General features: G+C 71.2%; 19 protein-coding genes and 5 tRNA genes. 18 read left to right on the forward strand and 6 right to left on the reverse strand.

Features of this window, described 5'->3' with window-relative positions; translation table 11 throughout:
- Positions 1–2: 2 nt before the first annotated feature.
- Positions 3–3806, reverse strand: a complete 3804-nt coding sequence (locus OHB41_RS32000; protein ID WP_266701601.1) for a sensor histidine kinase — start codon at positions 3804–3806, stop codon at positions 3–5.
- Between the two features lie 598 nt (positions 3807–4404).
- Here OHB41_RS32000 and OHB41_RS32005 point away from each other — a divergent pair.
- The 10 genes from OHB41_RS32005 to OHB41_RS32050 all read left to right on the forward strand — a co-directional run bounded on the left by OHB41_RS32005 (position 4405) and on the right by OHB41_RS32050 (position 10814).
- Complete coding sequence (locus OHB41_RS32005; protein WP_266701603.1) at positions 4405–4593, forward strand: hypothetical protein; 189 nt, start codon at positions 4405–4407, stop codon at positions 4591–4593.
- A gap of 120 nt (positions 4594–4713) precedes the next feature.
- On the forward strand, positions 4714–5502 hold the full coding sequence (locus OHB41_RS32010) for a fumarylacetoacetate hydrolase family protein (RefSeq protein WP_266701605.1): 789 nt from the start codon (positions 4714–4716) through the stop codon (positions 5500–5502).
- Positions 5495–7009, forward strand: coding sequence for a glutamate--tRNA ligase (gene gltX, locus OHB41_RS32015; protein ID WP_266701607.1), 1515 nt, complete (start codon positions 5495–5497; stop codon positions 7007–7009). The genes OHB41_RS32010 and gltX overlap by 8 nt, the downstream gene beginning before the upstream one ends.
- A gap of 174 nt (positions 7010–7183) precedes the next feature.
- Positions 7184–9427, forward strand: a complete 2244-nt coding sequence (locus tag OHB41_RS32020; RefSeq protein WP_266701609.1) for a FlgD immunoglobulin-like domain containing protein — start codon at positions 7184–7186, stop codon at positions 9425–9427.
- Positions 9428–9463: 36 nt separating this feature from the next.
- On the forward strand, positions 9464–10195 hold the full coding sequence (locus tag OHB41_RS32025) for an HAD family hydrolase (RefSeq protein WP_266701611.1): 732 nt from the start codon (positions 9464–9466) through the stop codon (positions 10193–10195).
- Between the two features lie 90 nt (positions 10196–10285).
- Positions 10286–10357, forward strand: a tRNA-Gln gene (locus tag OHB41_RS32030).
- A 42-nt stretch (positions 10358–10399) separates the two neighbouring features.
- Positions 10400–10472, forward strand: a tRNA-Glu gene (locus OHB41_RS32035).
- A gap of 62 nt (positions 10473–10534) precedes the next feature.
- Positions 10535–10607, forward strand: a tRNA-Glu gene (locus OHB41_RS32040).
- A gap of 33 nt (positions 10608–10640) precedes the next feature.
- Positions 10641–10712 (forward strand) — tRNA-Gln (locus tag OHB41_RS32045).
- 29 nt (positions 10713–10741) lie between these two features.
- Positions 10742–10814 (forward strand) — tRNA-Glu (locus OHB41_RS32050).
- A 102-nt stretch (positions 10815–10916) separates the two neighbouring features.
- Here the strand turns inward: OHB41_RS32050 and OHB41_RS32055 are convergent.
- Positions 10917–11561 (reverse strand): MerR family transcriptional regulator, encoded by a 645-nt coding sequence (locus tag OHB41_RS32055; protein WP_266701613.1) that lies wholly within the window; start codon positions 11559–11561, stop codon positions 10917–10919.
- A gap of 81 nt (positions 11562–11642) precedes the next feature.
- On the opposite strand from OHB41_RS32055, the gene OHB41_RS32060 reads away from it, so the two are divergent.
- Positions 11643–12194: a DUF4188 domain-containing protein gene (locus tag OHB41_RS32060; RefSeq protein WP_266701615.1), complete on the forward strand. Its 552-nt coding sequence runs from the start codon at positions 11643–11645 to the stop codon at positions 12192–12194.
- 330 nt (positions 12195–12524) lie between these two features.
- Here OHB41_RS32060 and ndgR read toward each other — a convergent pair whose 3' ends face one another.
- The gene (ndgR, locus tag OHB41_RS32065; protein WP_037625007.1) at positions 12525–13241 is read right to left on the reverse strand and encodes an IclR family transcriptional regulator NdgR; all 717 of its coding nucleotides are present in this window, start codon (positions 13239–13241) and stop codon (positions 12525–12527) included.
- 190 nt (positions 13242–13431) lie between these two features.
- Here ndgR and leuC point away from each other — a divergent pair, with 190 nt between their 5' ends.
- From leuC to OHB41_RS32085, 4 genes are all read left to right on the forward strand, one after another.
- Positions 13432–14859: a 3-isopropylmalate dehydratase large subunit gene (gene leuC, locus OHB41_RS32070; protein ID WP_266701619.1), complete on the forward strand. Its 1428-nt coding sequence runs from the start codon at positions 13432–13434 to the stop codon at positions 14857–14859.
- A gap of 3 nt (positions 14860–14862) precedes the next feature.
- Positions 14863–15456, forward strand: a complete 594-nt coding sequence (leuD, locus tag OHB41_RS32075) for a 3-isopropylmalate dehydratase small subunit (protein WP_266701621.1) — start codon at positions 14863–14865, stop codon at positions 15454–15456.
- 289 nt (positions 15457–15745) lie between these two features.
- The gene (locus OHB41_RS32080; RefSeq protein ID WP_266701623.1) at positions 15746–15976 is read left to right on the forward strand and encodes an SCO5555 family protein; all 231 of its coding nucleotides are present in this window, start codon (positions 15746–15748) and stop codon (positions 15974–15976) included.
- Between the two features lie 138 nt (positions 15977–16114).
- Positions 16115–16768 (forward strand): HU family DNA-binding protein, encoded by a 654-nt coding sequence (locus OHB41_RS32085; protein ID WP_266701625.1) that lies wholly within the window; start codon positions 16115–16117, stop codon positions 16766–16768.
- Between the two features lie 92 nt (positions 16769–16860).
- On the opposite strand, the gene OHB41_RS32090 is transcribed toward OHB41_RS32085, so the two are convergent.
- Together OHB41_RS32090 and cofC are read right to left on the reverse strand one after the other, a co-directional pair.
- A complete protein-coding gene (locus OHB41_RS32090) occupies positions 16861–17064 on the reverse strand; it encodes a hypothetical protein (protein ID WP_266701627.1) in 204 nt (67 codons plus the stop codon).
- A 715-nt stretch (positions 17065–17779) separates the two neighbouring features.
- Positions 17780–18427: a 2-phospho-L-lactate guanylyltransferase gene (gene cofC, locus OHB41_RS32095; RefSeq protein WP_266701629.1), complete on the reverse strand. Its 648-nt coding sequence runs from the start codon at positions 18425–18427 to the stop codon at positions 17780–17782.
- A gap of 145 nt (positions 18428–18572) precedes the next feature.
- Between cofC and OHB41_RS32100 the strand changes: the two genes are divergently transcribed.
- The 3 genes from OHB41_RS32100 to OHB41_RS32110 all read left to right on the forward strand — a co-directional run bounded on the left by OHB41_RS32100 (position 18573) and on the right by OHB41_RS32110 (position 21731).
- Complete coding sequence (locus OHB41_RS32100; RefSeq protein ID WP_266701631.1) at positions 18573–19409, forward strand: lysophospholipid acyltransferase family protein; 837 nt, start codon at positions 18573–18575, stop codon at positions 19407–19409.
- The gene (locus tag OHB41_RS32105) at positions 19406–20416 is read left to right on the forward strand and encodes an NAD(P)H-dependent glycerol-3-phosphate dehydrogenase (protein WP_266701633.1); all 1011 of its coding nucleotides are present in this window, start codon (positions 19406–19408) and stop codon (positions 20414–20416) included. Before OHB41_RS32100 ends, OHB41_RS32105 begins: the two co-directional genes overlap by 4 nt.
- Positions 20417–20573: 157 nt before the next feature.
- Positions 20574–21731, forward strand: a complete 1158-nt coding sequence (locus OHB41_RS32110) for a D-alanine--D-alanine ligase family protein (RefSeq protein WP_266701635.1) — start codon at positions 20574–20576, stop codon at positions 21729–21731.
- A 112-nt stretch (positions 21732–21843) separates the two neighbouring features.
- Here OHB41_RS32110 and OHB41_RS32115 read toward each other — a convergent pair whose 3' ends face one another.
- The gene (locus tag OHB41_RS32115) at positions 21844–22338 is read right to left on the reverse strand and encodes a DUF3515 domain-containing protein (RefSeq protein ID WP_266701637.1); all 495 of its coding nucleotides are present in this window, start codon (positions 22336–22338) and stop codon (positions 21844–21846) included.
- Positions 22339–22346: the final 8 nt, after the last annotated feature.

The raw sequence follows: 22346 nt of genomic DNA on the forward strand, positions 1-22346 counted from the left end.
AACTAACGCTCCTGCTGGTGAGTGGGGCTGGGGAAGCTGCCGGTCTGGCCGGTACCGGCCTGGCGACCCTGCTGAATGCCCCGACGGAGATTGGTCAGCCGGCCGCGTACGTCATCGGGCGCACGGGAGACCTGCGGACCTGTTTGGTGCTGTTGCTGCTGTGCCGTGCCCGCGACGAGGTTGGCTCGCGGGACCCGGCGCGGCAGGCCGGAGGTGGTGACCCCGCCTGCCGACGGTTGACGGACGCGCTCGGCCTGACGGACGAGGTCGTCGTTCGGGGACGTCCGCCAGGAGGCGGAGGCCTGTGGGGTGGCGGCCCGCTGGGGGGCGGCGGGAGCCTGGGGCTGCTGCTGGGGAAGCTGCGAGCCGTTGGCGTGGGCGCCGTTCTGAACGCCGCCCTGGGCGCCGTTCTGAACGTTGTGGTGAGCTCCCGTCTGGGAGCCGTTCGCCTGACCGTGGAACCAGTTGGTCTCCAGCGTGTCGTACAGCGGCGTACGTCCGTCACCGGGTCCGGCGGCCGGCGGCAGCGCCTCCGGCTCCTGGGCACGCGCGGGCCGCTGCTGCGGCCGCTCGTACTGACCGGTGGACGAGGGGTCCTGGCCGTTGCCGTAGCCCGGGGCGGCGAACTGGCCGGTGGACGAGGGGTCCTGGCCGTTGCCGTACCCCGGCCGCTGGAACTGGCCGGTGGACGAGGGGTCCTGGGGGTTGCCGTAGCCCGGGTTGGCGAACTGGCCGGTGGACGCGGGGCCCTGGCCGTATCCCGGGTTCGCGAACTGACCCGTGGAGGACGGATTCGTGGTCGCGGTGCCGAACACGTCCGGGCGCACGAACTGGCCGGTGTTCTGGCCGTGGTTCTGCCCGTTGTTCTGCGGCGCGCCCATACCGGGGCGCGGGCCGTCGAAGTCGGGGCGGGCGAACTCGGAGGTGACGGCGGGACCTTGACGGTCGTCGATGCGCGGCATCTCCGAGGTCGAGGCCGGGCCGTGCCGGTCGTCGATCCGCGGCATGCGCGAGGTGGCGTCGGGCTCCTCGTGACCGCGCGGGGAGTCCAGCGAGGCGCGCGGCACGGGCGGCTGCGCGTTCTCGTCGCTCCAGCTCGGCCGGGACTGCTGCGGGCTGCCACCGGGCAGCTCGGCACGCGGACCACCGCGTCCCGGCAGCTGCGGCCGACGACGGCCGCCGCCCTTGTTGCCCGAGGGCTGCTGCTGCGGGGGCGTCGCCGCGGGGGCGCTGTCACCGAAGCTGAAGCCCTGGCGGGTACCGGGTCCGTCGCCGAAGCCCTGGGGCGTGCCGGCTCCGGTGGCCTGCAGACCCTGCGAGGCTCCGGGCGCGCTCTGTCCGAAGACACCCGCACCGGCACCGGCACCGGCCGGGGCCGGCCTGCCCTGCTGCGGGTTGCCCGGACCCTGCGGTCCGCGCGCTCCACCCGGAGCACCCGGGTGACCACCCTGGCCGCTGCCGGGAAGAGCGGCCCGCGGGCCCTGTCCGGCGCCGACCTGGCCACGCTGCGGCGCGCCGCCGAGCAGACCGCCGCCGCCGGCGGGCGCGCCCGCTCCGAGGGACGGACCGCCCTGACCGCCTCCGCGGCGGGCCGCGGCCACACCGGCCGAGGCCTGCGCGGCGGCCGGGCCGGCGGAGGAGGGAGCGCCCTGGCCCGGCTTGCCCGGAGCCTTCTTGCCGCCCTGGGCGACATCGACGGGGAGCATGACGAGCGCGGTGGTGCCGCCGGAGTCCGACGGACGCAGCTGGATACGGATGCCGTGACGCTGCGACAGACGACCGACCACGAAGAGGCCCATGCGCCGGGAGACGGAGACGTCCACGGTCGGCGGCGCGGCGAGCCGCTCGTTGATCGCGGCGAGGTCCTCGGGGGACAGGCCGATACCGGTGTCGTGGATCTCGATCAGCACCCGGCCGTCGGGCAGCGCGTGACCGGTGACCTTGACCTTGGTCTGCGGGGAGGAGAACGAGGTGGCGTTCTCGAGGAGCTCGGCGAGCAGGTGCACGAGGTCGTTGACGACCCGGCCCGCGACCTGGGTGGTGGGGACCGAGGACAGCTCGATGCGCTCGTACTGCTCCACCTCGGAGGCCGCGGCGCGGAGCACGTCGACCAGCGGGACCGGGCGGGTCCAGCGGCGGCCGGGCTCTTCACCGGCGAGAACGAGGAGGTTCTCACCGTTACGGCGCATGCGGGTCGCGAGGTGGTCGAGCTTGAACAGGGAGGACAGCTGGTCCGGGTCGGCCTCGCGGGACTCCAGTTCGGAGATGAGCGAGAGCTGACGCTGGATGAGGCCCTGGGAACGGCGCGAGAGGTTGGTGAACATCGCGTTGACGTTGCCTCGCAGGAGGGCCTGCTCGGCGGCGAGGCGGACGGCCTCGCGGTGCACGTCGTCGAAGGCCGCGGCCACCTTGCCGATCTCGTCCCGGGAGTGCACACCGACCGACTCGACGGAGGTGTCGACGTCCTGCGGGTCCGACTCCGAGAGCTGCTTGACCAGCTCGGGCAGCCGGTCCTGGGCGACCCTGGTCGCGGTGTCCTGCAGCCGGCGCAGCGAGCGGATCATGGACCGGGCCACGACGAAGGCGCCGACGAGGGACACGCCGAGGACGAGGAGGATCAGCGCACCGGAGATGATCGCTTCCTGCTGGGAGGCGTTCTTCAGCTCACGGGACTTCTGCGTCATCTCGCCGAGCAGCGAGATCTCGATCTTCGCCATCTGGTCGATCTTGGCGGTGTCGGCGTCGAACCAGTCGCTGTACGACTTCTTGTCCTGGGTGCTCAGGCCACCCGCCGAGTCCAGTACGCGCTTGGAGTACTGGTCGGCCGCCTGGATGGTCGGGTTGCCCTGGTCGATCGGCTCGGTGAGCTTCTCGGCGCCGGCGCCGTAGATGCTCGCGAAGCTGGTGCGCTCGGAGGCCTCGCTGTCCTGGGCCGAGGTCGCGTACAGGCGGTCGTTCTCGGAGAGCTTGCCGAAGGTGTCGTCCTTCGTCGGCAGCGCGGCGGCGATGATCGCGCGCTGGACGGAGGCGTACTCCTTGGCCGAGGAGAAGGCCGACAGGGCGCGGGTGCGCTGGATCATCTCCGGGTTGCTGGTCGCCTCCGCCATGTCCTGCGAGAGGTCGATCAGCTCGGTGATGAGGCGGTGGTAGCCGTCGACCGTCTGCGAGGCGTTCTGCGGGTCGCTGTAGGACGAGTTGCGGATGGTGCCGAGCTTGTTCAGCTCGCCCGCGATGGCGACGAGGCTGTCACGGACACCGGAGAGCTGTCCGCTCGCACTGGCGTCGTCGATCTCCTGGGTCCCGGAGAGGAACTGCGTCTTGGCGCGGTCCGTCGCGTCGCGGATCAGCGTGATCCGGGAGTCCTTGGCCGTAACACCGTGCGCCAGGGGGCCGGCCGACCCGTCGCGCTCCTTCTGGAGCGCCGCGGCGAGCTCGGTCGCCTGCTTGGTCATGTCGGTCAGCAGCTTCATGTTCTCGAGCTGCTGGATGTCGTCCATGGACTGGTTGATGCGCAGCGCGCCCAGTGTGGTCGCGGCGACCACGGGGAGCGCGAGCAGCGACACCAGTCGCGTGGAGATGCGCCAGTTGCGCAGAGCCACTCGGGGGCCGGGGCCCGGAGGGGCCTTCGGCTTCACGGGCGGTGTGTCGGGAGCCGTAGCGCCGGGGCGCGCGGAGCGCTCACCACCACCGCCGAGCTCTGATTGTCCCGGGTTCTGGGCGTGCTGGGGCGAGGAACCGCGGTCGGTCCCGCCGTGCGGCTCCGGCTCCGCCGAAGCGCTGCCATCCCTCTTGAAACGTCCCTGCACTAGCGTCGCAACCTCTGGACCAGGCGCCCCTCCGCGCAAACGGCGGGACGGTGTCGGCGTCGTTCAGGGGCGCAGACGCGCCCCCTGGTGTGGTCGTGAGTGACCGGCGCTGCTCCCCCTCCCCGCCGCCACTCGGCGCTGAGTCGCGCCTCCTGCGCGCCGGTTCGATCCCGCGGCGGTCCGTGGAATTCCAGCACAGTGCAGGATCTCCAACAAGGGCCGTGTACCAGGCTGTGACCACCGTGACAGCTTGTGAGGGCAAGGTCACGACACGTAGAAAGTGATCTCGTACATTCCGGTCGTATCCCTACGATCCAGCGACGTGCGAGGGGTGTCCCAGTCGCCATGATCAGGAGCGGAATGTTGGGTTCAGTGAAGCAATGTCCGTTTCGCCGGAGCGCGTTGACGGCCTGAATTGACCGGTTTGGCAACCCCCGAGTGAGCAAACTCACACGTCGATCATGAGGTCTTCACGGCTTCCACCGGGAATCGCATGTTTAGCCTGGCGCTTTACAGGGATGGCAAATCCGACAACCTGCGCCGACGCGGGGGCTCTTGAGCCCACCCGGCGCCCGCTCTGACGAGGTCGAAGAGAACAGTGAAGACGACGATGATGTTCCGCAACATAGCCAACCCGCGACGCACCACGCTGGCGCACCTCGAGGACGCCGACGCGCTGCAGGCGCAGGAGCAGCCGGAGCACTCGCTCGACCTTCCCGCCCAGACCGCCAACCCGCGCCGCACCATCCTCATGGAAGCCCCGGTGGCGGCCTCCGTCGCCGACTAGTACGCACGCCGGCCCCCGCCCGCTCACCGCGCCGACGGATATGCGCGGGGCGCGGACCCCTCTCCGCGTTAGCCTGGAGCGTCAGACTCCAGCCAGCTCAGTGAGGGGCGCAAGGATCCCGTGCGCATCGCCAGGTTCTCCATCGACGGCAACGTCGCGTTCGGCGCGGTCGAGGGCGACAAGCCGGACGAACTCGTCCTCGACATCATCAAGGGCATCCCGTTCGCGGACTTCGAGCTCTCCGGTACGAAGGTCCCCCTCAGCAAGGTCCGGCTCCTGCCGCCGGTGCTCCCGAACAAGGTCGTGGCCTTCGGCCGCAACTACGCGGAGCACGCGAAGGAGCTGGGCAACGAGGTGCCCGACGCCCCGTTCGCCTTCTTCAAGCCGTCGACCTCGGTGATCGGCCCCGGCGACGACATCCAGTACCCCTCCTTCTCGAACGAGCTGCACCACGAGGCCGAGCTCGCCGTGGTGATCGGCCGGATGTGCCGCGAGGTGCCGCGTGAGCGCGTGAAGGACGTCATCCTCGGCTACACCTGCGCCAACGACGTCACCGCGCGCGACGTCCAGAAGCGCGAGAAGCAGTGGGCGCGGGCCAAGGGCTTCGACAGCTCCTGCCCGCTCGGCCCCTGGGTGGAGACGGACCTGGACCTCGCCGCGATCTCCGAGGGCATCACCATCCAGTGCACCGTCAACGGCCAGCAGCGCCAGCTCGGCCGCACCAGTGAGATGACCCACTCCGTCGAGGACCTGATCGTCAACATCACCGAGGCCATGACGCTGCTCCCCGGCGACGTGATCCTCACCGGCACCCCCGCGGGGGTCGGCCCCCTGAACGTCGGCGACGAGGTCGCCGTCACCATCGAAGGCATCGGCACTCTCACCAACAAGGTGATCAAGCGTGGCTAACGCGAATTCCCCCAAGTCCTCGGCGCCGCTCGGACAGGGGGTGCCCCCACGCGTACGTTTCTGTCCGTCCCCGACCGGCAACCCCCATGTGGGCCTGGTCCGTACGGCCCTGTTCAACTGGGCGTTCGCCCGGCACAACGAAGGCACTCTGGTCTTCCGCATCGAGGACACCGACGCGGCCCGCGACTCCGAGGAGTCGTACGACCAGCTGCTCGACGCGATGCGCTGGCTGGGCTTCGACTGGGACGAGGGCCCCGAGGTCGGCGGCCCGCACGCGCCCTACCGTCAGTCGCAGCGGATGGACCTCTACAAGGACGTCGCCCAGAAGCTGCTGGACGCCGGCCACGCGTACCGCTGCTACTGCTCCACCGAAGAGCTGGACGCCCGGCGCGACGCCGCCCGCGCCGCCGGCAAGCCCTCCGGCTACGACGGTCACTGCCGCGACCTCTCCGCCGAGCAGAAGGCCGCGTACGAGGCGGAGGGCCGCACCCCGATCGTCCGCTTCCGGATGCCCGACGAGACGATCACCTTCACGGACCTGGTCCGCGGCGAGATCACGTACCTCCCGGAGAACGTGCCGGACTACGGGATCGTACGAGCCAACGGCGCGCCCCTGTACACGCTGGTCAACCCGGTCGACGACGCCCTGATGGAGATCACCCACGTCCTGCGCGGCGAGGACCTGCTCTCCTCCACCCCGCGGCAGGTCGCCCTCTACAAGGCGCTGACCGAGCTGGGCATCGCCAAGGAGACCCCGGCCTTCGGTCACCTCCCGTACGTCATGGGCGAGGGCAACAAGAAGCTCTCCAAGCGTGACCCGGAGTCCTCGCTCAACCTCTACCGGGAGCGCGGGTTCCTCCCCGAGGGGCTGCTGAACTACCTCTCCCTGCTCGGCTGGTCGCTCTCGGCGGACCGCGACATCTTCGGCATCGACGAGATGGTCGCCGCCTTCGACGTCACGGACGTGAACCCGAACCCGGCCCGCTTCGACCTCAAGAAGGCCGAGGCGATCAACGCCGACCACATCCGGCTGCTCGACGTGAAGGACTTCACGGAGCGCTGCGCCCCCTGGCTGAAGGCCCCCTTCGCCCCCTGGGCGCCGGAGGACTTCGACGAGGCGAAGTGGCAGATGATCGCCCCGTACGCGCAGTCCCGGCTGAAGGTCCTCTCCGAGATCACGGACAACGTCGACTTCCTGTTCCTGCCGGAGCCGGCCCACGACGAGGCCTCCTGGACGAAGGCGATGAAGGAGGGCTCGGACGCGCTCCTGCGTACGGCCCGCGAGAAGCTGGACGCGGCCGACTGGTCCTCCCCGGAGTCCCTCAAGGAGGCCGTCCTGGCCGCCGGCGAGGAGCACGGCCTCAAGCTCGGCAAGGCCCAGGCCCCCGTCCGTGTCGCCGTCACCGGCCGCACGGTCGGCCTGCCGCTCTTCGAGTCCCTGCAGATCCTGGGCAAGGAGAAGGCGCTGGCGCGGGTCGACGCCGCGCTCGAGCGGCTCACCGCGTAGGCGCACGGCGTACGCACAGGGGGGCGGTGCCCGGTTCGGGCGCCGCCCCCTCGTTCGTGTACCGACCCGTCACCCGGAGTTCACCGATTCTCTCAACTCCCGCTCTTGTGGCGACAGTTGGATATCCCCTGTGCGCATGACGCGTCTGTGCGCCATGCCTCAGGGGAGGGGAACGTGACCCGTTCACGAAGACTTGCCGCACTGGCCCTCAGCGGGGCCGCAGCCCTGTCGTGCGCCGTGCTCACCGCGCCCGCGCCCGCGCACGCCGCGCCGGCCGTCGACACACCCGTGGCCACCGTGCAGCTGAGCAGCACGCTGCCGACCGAGATCGACTACACCTGGGCGGGATCATCCGGGTTCCGCTACCGGCTGCCCGAGAACTCGGGTGCGCTCCAGTGGGCCGACTACCCGGGTGTCACCCCGCCCGCGCACGCGGGCCCGGACGACCTGTCCACCGGCACCGACGTCCTCACCACCGTCTCCGGCGCCACCGTGACCCAGCGGCACCGTTCCACCGGCGTGACCGCCACGGTCACCGTCCCGTCCGGCCAGACGTACCGGACCGCATCGGGCTGGAGCGTGCTCACCCAGGACGCCGCGGGTGCCCCGCACGTGCTGCGCGCCGCCGCCGACGGCACCACCACCGATCTTCCGGTGACCGGGCTCCCCGAGGGCGCCCAGCTCACCGGCACCTTCGTCACCGGCGGCTCGGTCCGCCGCCTCGCGGTCGTCTACACCCGCGACGGCGCCACCGACGTGGGGCTCGTGGACCTCGCGGACGGCACCTTCCGCACGTACCTCACCGGTGTCGGCACCTCGCCCCGGGTCGTCTTCAACGACCGCTGGCTGGTCGACGGCACCAGGGCGATCCGCGTGGACTCCGCCCCCGGCACCGCCCCCAGCACCATCACGGCGCCCTTCTTCGGCGAGGCGCAGGCCGTGGTGGGCGACCAACTCCTCGCCGCCAACGCCATGTTCCTGCCCGGCGGCACCACCCCCGAACTCACGGCCGTCTCGCTCACCGACAACACGGCCCGCACCCTGCTCGCCGACTCCAAGGGGTCCTACCTCGCCACCCCGGACGGCGGTGCCCTCGCCACCGCCGGACCGTCGAGCGTCGACTGGCACGTGTACCGCGTCGCCCCCGCCGAGGACGGCACCGCCGCCACCGGGAAGGCGCTCGACCTGCCCGCCTGGCAGGCCGCGCCGGACGGCATGACGCTCGCCGGGGGCGAGCTGCTGATGTACGGCAACACGACGCACACCGGCGGCATCTACGGCTTCTACGGCATCCCGCTGGACACCGCCGGCAGGCCCACCGGCCTGCAGTCCCGCCGCGGCCCCACCCTCCAGGGCGCGACCTGCCCGGGCGGCGACGCCGCATGCCCGCAGCTCGAAGCACTGGGTGACGGCCGGGTGGCCTCGCTGTGGACCGACACCCAGGGCGAGGAGCACGTCCTGGCCGTCGGGCTCGACACGACCACCGTCGCCGACGCGCCCACCGGCGACGCGGGCGGCCGCATCGGCACCGGCACCGGGCGCTACGTCCTCTACAACGGCGGCACCCCCGGCAGCCAGCGGGTCACCGACGTCCCCCGCGGTGCCACCGCCGGTGCGACCGCGCTCGACCGCACCCGCACCGCCGCCGCGGTCTGGGGCCAGCGCCTGTGGACCCCCGGCAGCACCCAGGGCACCGTCGTGGCGTACGACCTCAAGACCAAGAAGAACGTCGCCACCGTCGACACCGGCGCCCCCTGCGCGCCCAGCGAGATCCAGGCCGTCAACGCCTGGCTGTACTGGAGCTGCGGCACGGCCGGCCCCGCGGGCGTCTACGACCGTGCCACCAACCGCGCCATCACCGTCCCGGCCGGCCAGGCCCGCCTCGCCGACGGCTGTCTCGTCCGCGAGAACCGCACCACCCACGAACTGCTGCTCACCGACTTCCACGCCGGCACGGCGACCACCCGGACCGTGGCCGTGCTGCCCGGCGCGGACCAGAACACCGGCGGCAGCACCGGCCGCTGGGCGGTCGACCGGTTCGGCGGCAACGTCGCCTACCTCACGGACAGACGTCAGGTGGCGATCGTCACGGCGGGCGTGCCGACCTCGGCGCTCGCCCAGATGGAGGCACAGACCGACCCGCAGCCGGGCGGCCCCACCACGGCGAACCCCTGGCGGCCCGTGTGGCAGCTGAACAAGCCCTCGACGTGGCGGCTGACCCTGAGCAACGCCTCCGGCACCGTCGTGCGCACGCTCACCGGTGCCTCCACCGCCGCCGCGGTCCGCCCCTCCTGGGACGCCCGTACCGACTCCGGCACCTTCGTACCGCCCGGCACCTACACCTGGAGACTGATCGCCGAGCCGCGCGACGGCCAGGGGGCCGCGCTCGCCCTGACCGGCACGACCACCGCCGGCTGAGGGACAACCGCCCGCACCCGGGGATACGGTCGGTGCATGAGCATCGACGCGGTGGTCTGGGACATCGACGACACGATCTTCGACTACACGGCCGCGGACCGGGCGGGCATGCGGAACCATCTGGCGGCCGAGGGCCTGCTCGGCGACGCGTCCGTCGAGCAGGCCCTCGCGCGCTGGCGCGAGGTCACCGACGCGCAGTGGGCGCGGTTCTCGGCGGGCGAGACGGACTGGCAGGGCCAGCGCCGGGAACGGGTCAGGGTGTTCTTGGGGGAGTCGCTGAGCGACACCGAGGCCGACGCCTGGTTCGACCGCTACATCACGCACTACGAGTCCGCCTGGACCCTCTTCCCGGACGTCCTGCCCGTCCTGGACGACCTCGTCACCAGCCACCGACACGCGGTCCTGTCCAACTCCAGCCTTCTCGTACAGGACCGCAAGCTGCGCGTCCTCGGCGTGCACGACCGCTTCGAGGCGATCCTGTGCGCCGCCGAACTGGGCGTCTCCAAGCCCGCCGCGGCCGCCTTCCACGCGGCCTGCGAGGCCCTGGACCTGCCGCCGCACCGGGTCGCCTACGTCGGTGACCACCCGGAGATCGACGGACGGGGCGCCGCCGAGGCGGGCCTGCTCTCCGTCTGGATCGACCGTGACGGCACTCACACCGCCGTCGGCGACCCGCGGACGGGTCCGCACCGGATCGTCTCGCTGGCCGAACTCCCCGCGGTCCTCCGCGTCGATACCCGTTTTGGAGCGCCGTCCACCTTCAGGTAATGTTCTTCCTGCGCCGCCGAGAGAAGGCCGAAAGGCCGGAGCTCGGAGGCGCAAGCTAAAACGAGATCCCAACAGGGGATTGAGTTTCAGTGGCCTATGGTGTAATTGGCAGCACGACGGTTTCTGGTTCCGTTAGTCTAGGTTCGAGTCCTGGTAGGCCAGCTCGCAGAGCTCATCTGCAAACGCGGAGATCAATTCCGCAACGCCCCCGTTGTGTAGCGGCCTAGCACGCTGCCCTCTCACGGCAGTAGCGCCGGTTCGAATCCGGTCGGGGGTACAGATCCTTCCCAGGAAGGCAGTCAGGGTCGCACCCGCTGCCTCTCATGCAGGATCGCTAGGGCCCCCGTTGTGTAGCGGCCTAGCACGCTGCCCTCTCACGGCAGTAGCGCCGGTTCGAATCCGGTCGGGGGTACTGATCTAAACCATCTAATGGTCTAGACCACCATGGGCTATGGTGTAATTGGCAACACTACGGTTTCTGGTACCGTCATTCTAGGTTCGAGTCCTGGTAGCCCAGCTCGGATCTGCGGAAACGCAAGATCCAAGGCCCCCGTTGTGTAGCGGCCTAGCACGCCGCCCTCTCAAGGCGGTAGCGCCGGTTCGAATCCGGTCGGGGGTACAAGAGTCCTACGGGCCTCCACTTCGGTGGGGGTCCGTAGGCGTTTCCCGGGCGGCCCCGGACCTCGTCGTACGGATCGACGAGCCCCGCCCGGACGGCCGCTCACTCGATGCCGTACCGCCGCGCCGACTCCTGCTCCTGCGCCAGCCGGTGCAGCGCCCGCAGCACCGGCTCGAAGAGCACGGCCGAGGCGACCGCGGTCTCCACCCGCTCAGCGTCGGACGTGTGCGTCTCCAGGTAGTCCAGGTCCCGCACGGCCACCTGACGCATCAACTCCGCGTACGGCGTGAGGAGTTCGGCATCCCAGGAGTAGCCGAGCCGGATCAGCGTGGCCACCGCCGCCACCAGCGAGCGGTGCACGGGGGAGAGCGGGGCGAGTTCCCGCGCGGTCTCCCAGCCCAGGTCCGCCAGCAGCCGGTCCACCTCGCGGCGCGCGGACCGGACGGCCGGGTCCTGGTCGTCCGGCTCGGGCTCCTGCGGCAGCGCCCACAGTGCCGCCCCCAGCCGGATCGTCGTGCCCAGGGACTCGTCGTCGACGTGCCCGAGGACCTCCCTGGCCGTGGCCACCGGCACCCGGCCCACCTGGATCAGCGCCCGCACCAGCCGCAGCCGGCGCAGATGACTCTCGTCGTAGTCCGCCGTCGTCGCGTTGACCTGGCGCCCGGGAGTCAACAGCCCTTCCCGCAGGTAGTACTTGATCGTCGCGGTGGACACTCCGCTCCGCTCGCTCAACTCCGCAAGCCGCATCTCTTGCGTCCTTCCTTGGATGGCGCGACTATCCAAGCATGGCGCCATCGGATAGCGTCGCTCGCCAACGGAGGGGACGAGATGTCCGGCACCCGCGTGACCGCAGGCCGTACCACCGCAGCCGCCGAGGGGGACGTGGTCGTCCTGCTGATCGGTATGCGCGTCAACCACTTCTGGGCGGTGCACCAGTGGGTACCGGTGTTCCTCGCCATGCTGCGCATGCTGCGGGGCCTGGAGAAGGAGCCCGGCCGAGGCCTCCTCGGCCGCATCCTGCTGACGGCGTCGCCGCGGACGTACTACGTCGTCCAGTACTGGGAGTCCAAGGACAAGCTCTACGCGTACGCGTCGGCGCCCGACATGTTCCATCACCAGGCGTGGGCGATCATCAACCGCAAGGAGCGGGCGGGCGAGCTCCGGCAGCACGTGGGGCTCTGGCACGAGACGTACGTCGTGCCGGAGGGGTCGTACGAGTCGATCTACGCGGACATGCCGCCCTTCGGACTGGCCGCCGCGCACGGGGTCCTGCCGGTGGAGAAGCGGGGACGGCGGGGGGCCGACCGGTTCGCGCACCGGTCGCCCCGGGCCGAGGCGGGAGCGGAAGCGGGAGCGGAGGCCGGGGGAGGGGCGGGCTGACCGGACGGCGCGGGCCGGCTGCGGCGGGGTGCGCGGTTCCTCGCGCCCCTGGGGGTGCTGGTTGGTGGGCCCGTGCCGGGTCGTGTGTGGTTGAGCGCGCAGTTCCCCGCGCCCCTATGGGGGGGGTGGCGATGGGGCGGGCTGTGCCGGTTGTGCGTGGCTGGGTGCGCGGTTCTCGCGCTCCTGTGGGGCGCTGGTCGGTCGGACGGCGCGGGTTGTTCGTGTAGTTCCCCGTGCCCCTCGCGGGCGGTCGGGCCGGGGGGTCCCCGGGGGACGAGCCTGCCGCGGCGTTGAGACCGGCCCGCTCCCGTGACGTGTGCGGGGTGTGGGTCAGCCCGTGCGGCGCAGGGCCTCGGAGAGGCGGCCGGCGGCGTCGATGACCGCCTGGGCGTGCATCCGGCCCGGGTGCCGGGTCAGACGCTCGATCGGCCCGGAGACCGAGACGGCGGCCACCACGCGGTTCGACGGTCCGCGCACCGGCGCGGAGACGGAGGCGACGCCCGGCTCGCGCTCGCCGATCGACTGGGCCCAGCCCCGGCGCCGTACGCCCGACAGCGCCGTCGCCGTGAAGCGGGCGCCCTGCAGACCGCGGTGCAGCCGCTCCGGCTCCTCCCAGGCCATCAGGATCTGGGCCGAGGACCCGGCCTTCATGGTGAGCGTGGAGCCGACCGGGACCGTGTCCCGAAGGCCGGACAGGCGCTCGGCCGCGGCGACACAGATACGCATGTCGCCCTGGCGGCGGTAGAGCTGGGCGCTCTCGCCCGTGATGTCGCGCAGGTGCGTGAGCACCGGGCCCGCCGTGGCGAGCAGGCGGTCCTCACCCGCGGCCGCGGCCAGCTCGGAGAGGCGGGGGCCGAGGATGAAACGCCCCTGCATGTCGCGCGCCACCATCCGGTGGTGTTCCAGCGCCACGGCGAGACGATGTGCCGTGGGTCGTGCCAGTCCGGTCGCCGCGACCAGGCCCGCGAGGGTGGCCGGACCGGACTCCAGAGCGCTCAGGACAAGGGCTGCCTTGTCCAGAACGCCGACGCCGCTACTGTTGTCCATGAAACGATACTCGCGTCTCACTCTGTGAAACGCAAGTTCAATTTTCGGTGGAACGCGCCACCCTTGTAGACACAGCGGCCCGCGGACCAACGGGCCTGGCGGACGACGTCCGGACGAGGGGTACGAACGTCTGCCGCACCGGAAATCTCTAGTTGGGCCGGCGCCACACAAGCCGGCCGGAGGGAAAGCGATGGGTAGGACACTCGCGGAGAAGGTCTGGGACGACCATGTCGTCCGGCGCGCCGAGGGCGAGCCCGACCTCCTCTTCATCGATCTGCACCTGCTGCACGAGGTGACCAGCCCCCAGGCCTTCGACGGCCTGCGTCAGGCGGGACGCCCCGTGCGCCGTCTCGACCTCACCATCGCCACCGAGGATCACAACACCCCGACCCTCGACATCGACAAGCCCATCGCGGACCCGGTCTCCCGGGTCCAGCTGGAGACGCTGCGCAAGAACGCGGCCGAGTTCGGTGTGCGCCTGCACTCCCTGGGCGACGTCGAGCAGGGTGTCGTCCACGTCGTGGGACCGCAGCTGGGCCTGACCCAGCCGGGCACCACCGTGGTCTGCGGCGACTCGCACACCTCCACGCACGGCGCCTTCGGCGCGCTGGCGTTCGGCATCGGCACCTCGCAGGTCGAGCACGTGCTGGCCACCCAGACGCTGCCGCTGGCCCGCCCCAAGACCATGGCCATCACGGTCGACGGCGAACTGCCCGAGGGCGTCACCGCCAAGGACCTGATCCTGGCGATCATCGCCCGGATCGGCACCGGCGGCGGCCAGGGCTACATCCTGGAATACCGCGGCTCCGCCATCGAGAAGCTCTCGATGGAGGCCCGGATGACCATCTGCAACATGTCGATCGAGGCCGGCGCCCGCGCGGGCATGATCGCCCCCGACGAGACGACCTTCGCCTACCTGCGGGGACGCGCCCACGCGCCCGAGGGCGAGGACTGGGACGCGGCGGTCGCGTACTGGAAGACGCTGAAGACGGACGAGGACGCGGTCTTCGACGCCGAGGTCGTCATCGACGGTCCCTCGCTGGCCCCGTTCGTCACCTGGGGAACCAACCCCGGTCAGGGCGCGCCGCTTTCGGCGTCCGTCCCCGACCCGGCTTCGTACGAAGACGCTTCGGACCGCCTGGCCGCCGAAAAGGCCCTGGAATACATGGGGTTGACCGCCGGACAGCCGCTGCGCGACATCGAGGTCGACACCGTCTTCGTAGGTTCGTGCACCAACGGTCGCATCGAGGACCTGCGGGCCGCCGCCGCGATCGTCGAGGGCCGCAAAGTCGCCGAGGGCGTACGGATGCTGGTGGTCCCCGGCTCGGCGCGGGTCGGTCTGCAGGCCGTCTCCGAGGGCCTGGACGTGGTCTTCAAGGAGGCCGGCGCCGAATGGCGGCACGCGGGCTGCTCGATGTGTCTGGGCATGAACCCCGACCAGCTGGCCCCCGGTGAGCGCTCCGCGTCCACCTCCAACCGCAACTTCGAGGGCAGGCAGGGCAAGGGCGGCCGTACGCACCTGGTCTCCCCGCAGGTCGCCGCCGCCACCGCCGTGCTGGGCCATCTGGCCTCCCCGGCCGACCTGTCCGACGCCCGTACGCCCGCTGGAGTCCGATAAGCCATGGAAGCATTCACCACGCACACCGGCCGGGCCGTCCCGCTGCGCCGCAGTAACGTCGACACCGACCAGATCATCCCCGCCCACTGGCTCAAGAAGGTGACCAGGGACGGCTTCGAGGACGGGCTCTTCGAGGCCTGGCGCAAGGACTCGTCCTTCATCCTCAACCAGCCCGAGCGCAAGGGCGCCACGGTCCTGGTCGCCGGCCCGGACTTCGGTACCGGCTCCTCGCGCGAGCACGCCGTCTGGGCGCTGCAGAACTACGGCTTCAAGGCCGTCGTCTCGTCCCGCTTCGCGGACATCTTCCGGGGCAACTCGCTCAAGAACGGCCTGCTCACGGTGGTTCTGGAGCAGAAGACCGTGGACGCGCTGCAGGAACTCACCGAGAAGGACCCGCAGGCCGAGATCACGGTCGACCTGGAGGCCCGTGAGGTACGCGCCGAGGGCATTACCGCGGCCTTCGAGCTCGACGAGAACGCCCGCTGGCGGCTGCTGAACGGCCTGGACGACATCTCCATCACCCTCCAGAACGAGGGCGACATCGCGGAGTACGAGGCCAAGCGGCCGTCGTACAAGCCGAAGACGCTCCAGGTCTGACACGCGGCGGGCCGCGCGACCCGTCGCGCGGCCGTCGCACAGCTGATTTCAGCCACCGCAACACCCCTCTGTACCCCCAATCGTGGACGGTTGGGGGTACAGCTGTGTCGGCCCCCGGAAGGCCTCCGCGCGCCGTCTCGATTGCCTCCAACTACCCCATTTACAAAGGGAATTGCCTGGGTACGCGGCTCTTGCGGCCGTGGCCTCCGGAGGCGTCCAGGACCCCCTCGGGGCGCGGCAGTTACCCCCTGGGCAGGCGACAACTCGCCCCAGATGGCACAATCTGTGCATGGAACACGACGGCCAACTCGAGCTCTATACGGCAGTCGCGGTCCAACTCAAGGAAGCGCACACAAGAGTGCGTGCACTGCAAGTCCCGGAGGGCGTACGGATGGCGCTGACCCGGAAGCTGCTGGTCATTACGGCTGCGGCCAAGCACGATCTCGCCGATGCGGCAAGGCGGCTGGAGCGGTTCACCACCGACCTCGACGAGGGTCGATTCCTCGAAGGGGAACGCTGAGGAACTGCGCTGCAGCCCGAGTTCGTTGCGGCACAAGGGTGATTAGCCCGTTTCGTGTTTGATTTGCGGTATATATCTGCCTAACGTGCGAAAAAGCTTGAACGCATTCGTTCGGGCAATGTCTCCGAAGGGGAAGACGTGAACAAGGCGCAGCTCGTAGAAGCGATTGCCGACAAGGTCGGCGGGCGTCAGCAGGCCGCCGACGCGGTCGACGCCGTACTGGACGCCCTCGTCCGTGCAGTTGTCGGCGGCGACCGGGTCTCGGTCACCGGCTTCGGTTCCTTCGAGAAGGTCGACCGTCCGGCTCGTTACGCCCGCAACCCGCAGACGGGTGAGCGCGTTCGGGTCAAGAAGACCTCTGTGCCGCGCTTCCGCGCCGGTCAGGGCTTCAAGGACCTGGTGAGCGGCTCGAAGAAGCTCCCGAAGAACGACGTGGCGGTCAAGAAGGCCCCGAAGGGCAGCCTCTCCGGCGGCGCCTCGGCCACCGTCAAGAAGGCCGCGGCCAAGAAGGCCACCACCGCCAAGAAGGCGGCGGCCAGGAAGACCACCGCCGCCGTGAAGAAGACGGCCGCGAAGAAGACCACCACCGCCGCCGCGAAGAAGACCACGACGGCGAAGAAGGCCACCGCCAAGAAGACCACGGCGACGGCCAAGAAGGTCGCGGCGAAGAAGACGACGGCCAAGAAGGCCACCGCCAAGAAGGCCCCGGCGAAGAAGGCCACGGCCAAGAAGGCGCCCGCCAAGAAGTCGACGGCTCGCAAGACCACCGCCAAGAAGGCCACCGCCCGCTGAGAAGCAGGGGCGCAGGGCAACTCACGCGCCGGGCCGGGCTCCCACGGGGAGCCCGGCCCGCGGCGTGTCCGGGGGCGGTCCGGCGGGTCCGGTCAGAAGGTCTGGAGCGTCACGAGGATGATCCGCCGTGCCGCGCCGTCGCCCTCCGTCTCGATGCGCACGCGCTGCCCCGGGCGCAGCAGCCGCAGGCCGCCGGCGTCGAACGCCGCGCCGTCGAAGGGCACGGGGGTGCCGTCGTCGAGCAGCACCTGCCCGCTGCGGGTGTCGGGGTCGTACGTGTACGCGGTCGCCTGCATGCCGAGAGCTTATCCAGCACCGGTCCGGCCGGGGGTGTGCACCGGGGGACTGGCGGGGGCCGCGGCCGGGCGGACGGGAGGGGCCGCGGCGGCGGAGGCATGACGGGGCGCCGCACGGTACCGAGGGGCCGCGGACACACCGCCGGTCGCGGTCCGGGCTTCGCGCAGCCCCGGTCAGGGTGCCGCACCGTACCGAGGGCCGCGGACACACCGCCCGCCGGTCGCGGTCCGGGCGTCACGGAGCCGCAGTTTGGGCGTCGGAGGGCGCGTCGCGGGCGCTGGAGCCCCGCGGACCGGCCGGAGGCGGCGCGGGTCCGGTGCCGGGTCCTGGAGGACCGGCGGACGGACGTCGTGCGCTCGGTGCGCGGGTGTCCTCACGGCTCCGGGGCGTGGACCGTACGTGGTCGGCGGGCGGGCCCGACACCGGCGCGCGAGCGGGGCGCGGGACGCAGGACCCGGCATCCGGTGTCCGGGTGGCCGGAGTCCGGTCCGCAGGGGCCCGCCGGGTGCACGGGGACACCGGCACACCGGACATGGGCCCTCGACGCGAGCCGTCGGCGTCAGCCGGCACGGACCGAGGACGGCGCCCGAGGGCGGGTCGGTGAGTCCGTGGACCGGCGGCGGGGAGCGAGGGCCGGTGACGGGGACGGTGGCGGCCGAGGACCGGCACCGCGGAACCGCGGGCACGAGGATCTGGTGCCACCGCGGCCCGGCGTCAGGTGCCGGGGTGGCCAGGGATGAGGAGTCTGGCCGCCACCGCGGCCGTGCGCGGGCCCACGCCCAGGGCGAGCGCCGCGCGCAGGTCGTCTCCGGTGTCCACGTCCTGACGTACGGAATCCACCGTCGCGAGGGGGAGTTCCACGGCTCCCGAGTCGCGATGACGGGCACGGGAATCGGTGCCGAAAGCGGGGCACAATTCATGGCCCGGTGAGGCCGCCAGCAGCGTGGTCCCGATTGCAGCCGCGTCGGCGAGAAAAGCGCGCGGGAATTCGGCCGCGGCGGCGAGTACCCGGGCCAATTCCGGGGGGCGCAGCGCGGGCAGATCGGCGTTCAGGGCCGCCACGGCGCATTCGGGGCTGCGGGAACGTACGACGGCCGCGGCGTGCGCCAGCGCGGCGTTCAGGCCGCCGCCCGGCTCGTCCGGGACGATGCGCGCACCCAGTGCCGCCAGCTCCCGCCCGGCCAGTTCGTCGTCCGTGACTACCGCCACATCGCGGACCGCGGCGCAGGCCAGCGCGGCGGCCACGGTGTCCTGCGCGAACGCGAGGGCGAGCCCCGGGCGCACTCCGTCGGCGGCGGTGTCCGACAGCCTGCTCTTGGCCCGCGCCAGGGGTTTGAGGGGTACGACCAACGTCCACTGCACGGGCGCTCCGTTCCTGCCTTGTCGCGCCCATTGTGACCCGGTGGCCCTGGCGGTCCGGACGTCGGGGCGTACGGTGTTCTCGACAGACTGGCGGCCTGGGGCGACACTTGTGCGGCCCCCCAGGCCCTAAGAGGAAGGTGCCCGCGTGCCCCGCCGCAGAATCGGCTTCTGGTACCGCTTCGCAGCGGTTCTCTGCAAACCGCCGCTCGTGGTTCTGATCAAGCGGGACTGGCGTGGAATGGAGAACATTCCGGCCGAGGGCGGATTTATCACCGCGGTGAACCACAATTCGCATGTGGACCCGTTCGCGTATGCCCACTATCAGTACAACACCGGGCGTGTTCCGCGTTTCCTGGCGAAGGCCGGGCTTTTCAGGAAGGGATTCGTGGGGGCCGCGATGCGCGGCACCGGACAGATCCCCGTCTACCGCGAGAGCACCGACGCGCTGAGCGCCTTCCGGGCCGCGATCGACGCCGTGGAGCGCGGCGAGTGTGTCGCGTTCTACCCCGAGGGCACCCTCACGCGGGACCCCGACGGCTGGCCGATGACCGGCAAGACCGGCGCCGCCCGGGTCGCCCTGCAGACCAAGTGCCCGGTGATCCCGGTCGCCCAGTGGGGTGCCAACGAACTGCTGCCGCCGTATGCCAAGAAGCCCAACCTCCTTCCGCGCAAGACCCACATCGTCCTCGCGGGCCCTCCGGTGGACCTGTCGCGTTTCTACGACAAGGAGATGAGCCCGGACCTCCTCAAGGAGGCCACCGAGGTCATCATGGCCGCCGTCACCGTCCTGTTGGAGGAGATCCGCGGCGAGAAGGCGCCCGGGACGCCCTACGACCCGCGTCAGGTGCGGATCGAGCAGCGCCGGCGCACCGCGGCCCAGGAGAAGGCCCAGGCCCAGGCACAGGCCCATGCGCAGGCCCGGACCCACGCCCAGGGAAAGGCGCAGGTGCAGGCACAGCGTGAAGAGGGGCAGGGCACGTGAGCAAGCCCGTCAAGGCGGCCGTCTTCGGGTCCGGGTCGTGGGGGACGGCCTTCGGCATGGTGCTCGCCGACGCGGGGTGCGAGGTCACCCTGTGGGGGCGGCGCCCGGAACTCGCCGAAGCGGTCAACTCCACGCACACGAACCCGGACTACCTGCCGGGCGTCGAACTCCCGGGCAACCTGCGGGCCACCACCGACGCCGCCGAGGCCGCGCGCGACGCCGACTTCACCGTGCTCGCGGTGCCCTCCCAGACCCTGCGCGCCAACCTCGCCGACTGGGTGCCGCTGCTGGAGCCGGACACCGTGCTCGTCTCCCTCATGAAGGGCGTCGAACTCGGCTCCGCCATGCGGATGAGCGAAGTGATCGAGGACGTCGCCAAGGTCGGTGCCGACCGCGTCGCCGTGGTCACCGGGCCCAACCTCGCGCGGGAGATCGCCGCCCGGATGCCGGCCGCCGCCGTCGTCGCCTGCACCTCCGAAGCGGTCGCACGGCGTCTCCAGGCCGCCTGCCACACCCCGTACTTCCGCCCGTACACCAACACCGACGTGGTGGGCTGTGAACTCGGTGGCGCGGTCAAGAACGTCATCGGTCTCGCCGTCGGCATCGCGGACGGGATGGGCCTCGGGGACAACGCCAAGGGCTCGCTCATCACGCGCGGGCTCGCCGAGACCACCCGGCTCGGCCTCGTCATGGGCGCCGACCCGCTGACCTTCTCCGGTCTGGCGGGCCTCGGTGACCTGGTGGCCACCTGCTCGTCGCCCCTCTCACGCAACCACACCTTCGGCACCAACCTCGGCAGGGGCATGACCCTGCGGGAGACCATCGCCGTCACCAAGCAGACCGCCGAGGGCGTCAAGTCCTGTGAGTCCGTGCTGGATCTGGCCCGCCGGCACGGCGTCGACATGCCCATCACCGAGACGGTCGTCGGCATCGTCCACGAGGGCAAGCCGCCGGTCGTCGCGCTCAAGGAACTGATGTCGCGCAGCGCGAAGCCCGAACGCCGCTGAGCCGTCGCGGCACCGCCGCGCGGCCGTCCGGACGGCCCCTGGCGACGCCTCCCGCGACACCGGGGATCAACGCTGTGCGACCAGTCGCGCGACGCTGAGCAACGGCCGCAGCGGGGCGCTGACTCAGCGCCGGACCACCGGGTACTCTCAACGCGATATGAGCACCGAGAACCTCCCCCAGAGCCCTGAGCAGGCGCCTCGCAAGCCGCGCGTGGCCGTCGTCTTCGGCGGGCGCAGCTCCGAACACGGGATCTCCGTGGTCACGGCCGGCGCCGTCCTGCGCGCCATCGACCGTACGAAGTACGACGTCCTGCCGATCGGCATCACCCTGGACGGCCGTTGGGCGCTCACCGCCGACGAGCCGGAACGGATGGCCATCGTCGACCGGCAGCAGCCGAGCGTGGACCTCCTCGCGGAGTCGGACGAGGGCGCCGTGATCCTGCCCGTCGACCCGTCCAACCGCGAAGTCGTCTACAGCGAGCCCGGATCCGTCCCCAAGGCCCTGGGCGAGGTCGACGTCGTCTTCCCCGTGCTGCACGGCCCCTACGGCGAGGACGGCACGCTCCAGGGCCTCCTGGAGCTCTCCGGGGTCCCGTACGTCGGCTCGGGCGTGCTCGCCTCGGCCGTCGGCCAGGACAAGGAGTACATGAAGCGGGTGTTCACCTCCTTCGGGCTGAAGGTGGGCCCGTACACGGTGATCCGCCCCCGGGAGTGGGAGCTCGACCCGGCCGGCGCCCGCAGGCGGGTCGCGGAGTTCGCGGGGGAGCACGGCTGGCCGCTGTTCATCAAGCCCGCCCGGGCCGGCTCCTCGTTCGGCATCACCAAGGTCGACTCCTTCGAGGGCCTGGACGAGGCGTTCGAGGAGGCCCGGCGCCACGACCCGAAGATCATCGTGGAGGCGCTGCTGCGCGGCCGGGAGATCGAGTGCGGGGTCCTGGAGTTCGAGGACGGCCCCCGCGCCAGCGTGCCGGCCGAGATCCCGCCGGTGCAGTCCCACGACTTCTACGACTTCGAGGCGAAGTACATCGACTCGGCCTCGGGCATCGTTCCCGCGCCGCTCACCGAGGAGCAGACCGCCGAGGTGCGGCGACTGGCGGTGGAGGCCTTCGACGCGGCGTCGTGCGAGGGTCTCGTCCGCGCGGACTTCTTCCTCACCGAGGACGGCGAGTTCGTGATCAACGAGATCAACACGATGCCGGGCTTCACGCCGATCTCCATGTACCCGCGGATGTGGCAGGAGACCGGGGTCGGCTATCCGGAACTCGTCGACCGCCTCGTGCAGGCGGCGCTGCGGCGCTCGACGGGCCTGCGCTAGCGCCTCGACCCGGGCCGCTCCGGCCCGGTCGCTCCCGTCCGGCACTACGGCCCGGTCGCCACGGGCCGGTCACTCCGGTTCGGTCCGGACACTCCGGTACTGCCCGTTCGTCTCAGTCGGCGATCCCTGCGGGGATCGCCTTCTTGATGGGCGCCGCCAGGTCGACGAGCGCGGCCGAACCGTCCCGCTGGGCCCACTTCTTCGGCACGCTGACCTCGACGTACGCCCGGCGCAGGCTGCTGGTGAAGCGGTACGACCCGTCGCTCCGCTTCTCCATCAGCCAGCCGACGCCGTCCACCTCGCCGCTGAGGGCGTCCTCGTCGCTCATCTTCGAGGGTCGTTCGACACCGCAGCGCAGTATGATCGCCGGGCTTCCCCAGCCCGCGGTCAGCGCGGACCGGGGCTCGGGATCGTTCCGGTCGAGGCCGTCCACCTTCTTCGGCAGCGCCTTGTCCAGGTTCTGGCACAGCGCGGAGACCTTCGCGTCCGGACCGGGAACCACGGCCGAGGCGCCGTCGTCTGCTGAGGAGCAGCCCGTGGCGGAGATCAGCAGGGCGAGGACGGGCAGCCCGAGAAGAGTGGTGTGCCGGTGACGGGAAGAGTTCACCGGCCAAG

The organism is Streptomyces sp. NBC_01571 (genome assembly GCF_026339875.1).
Lineage (GTDB): Bacteria > Actinomycetota > Actinomycetes > Streptomycetales > Streptomycetaceae > Streptomyces.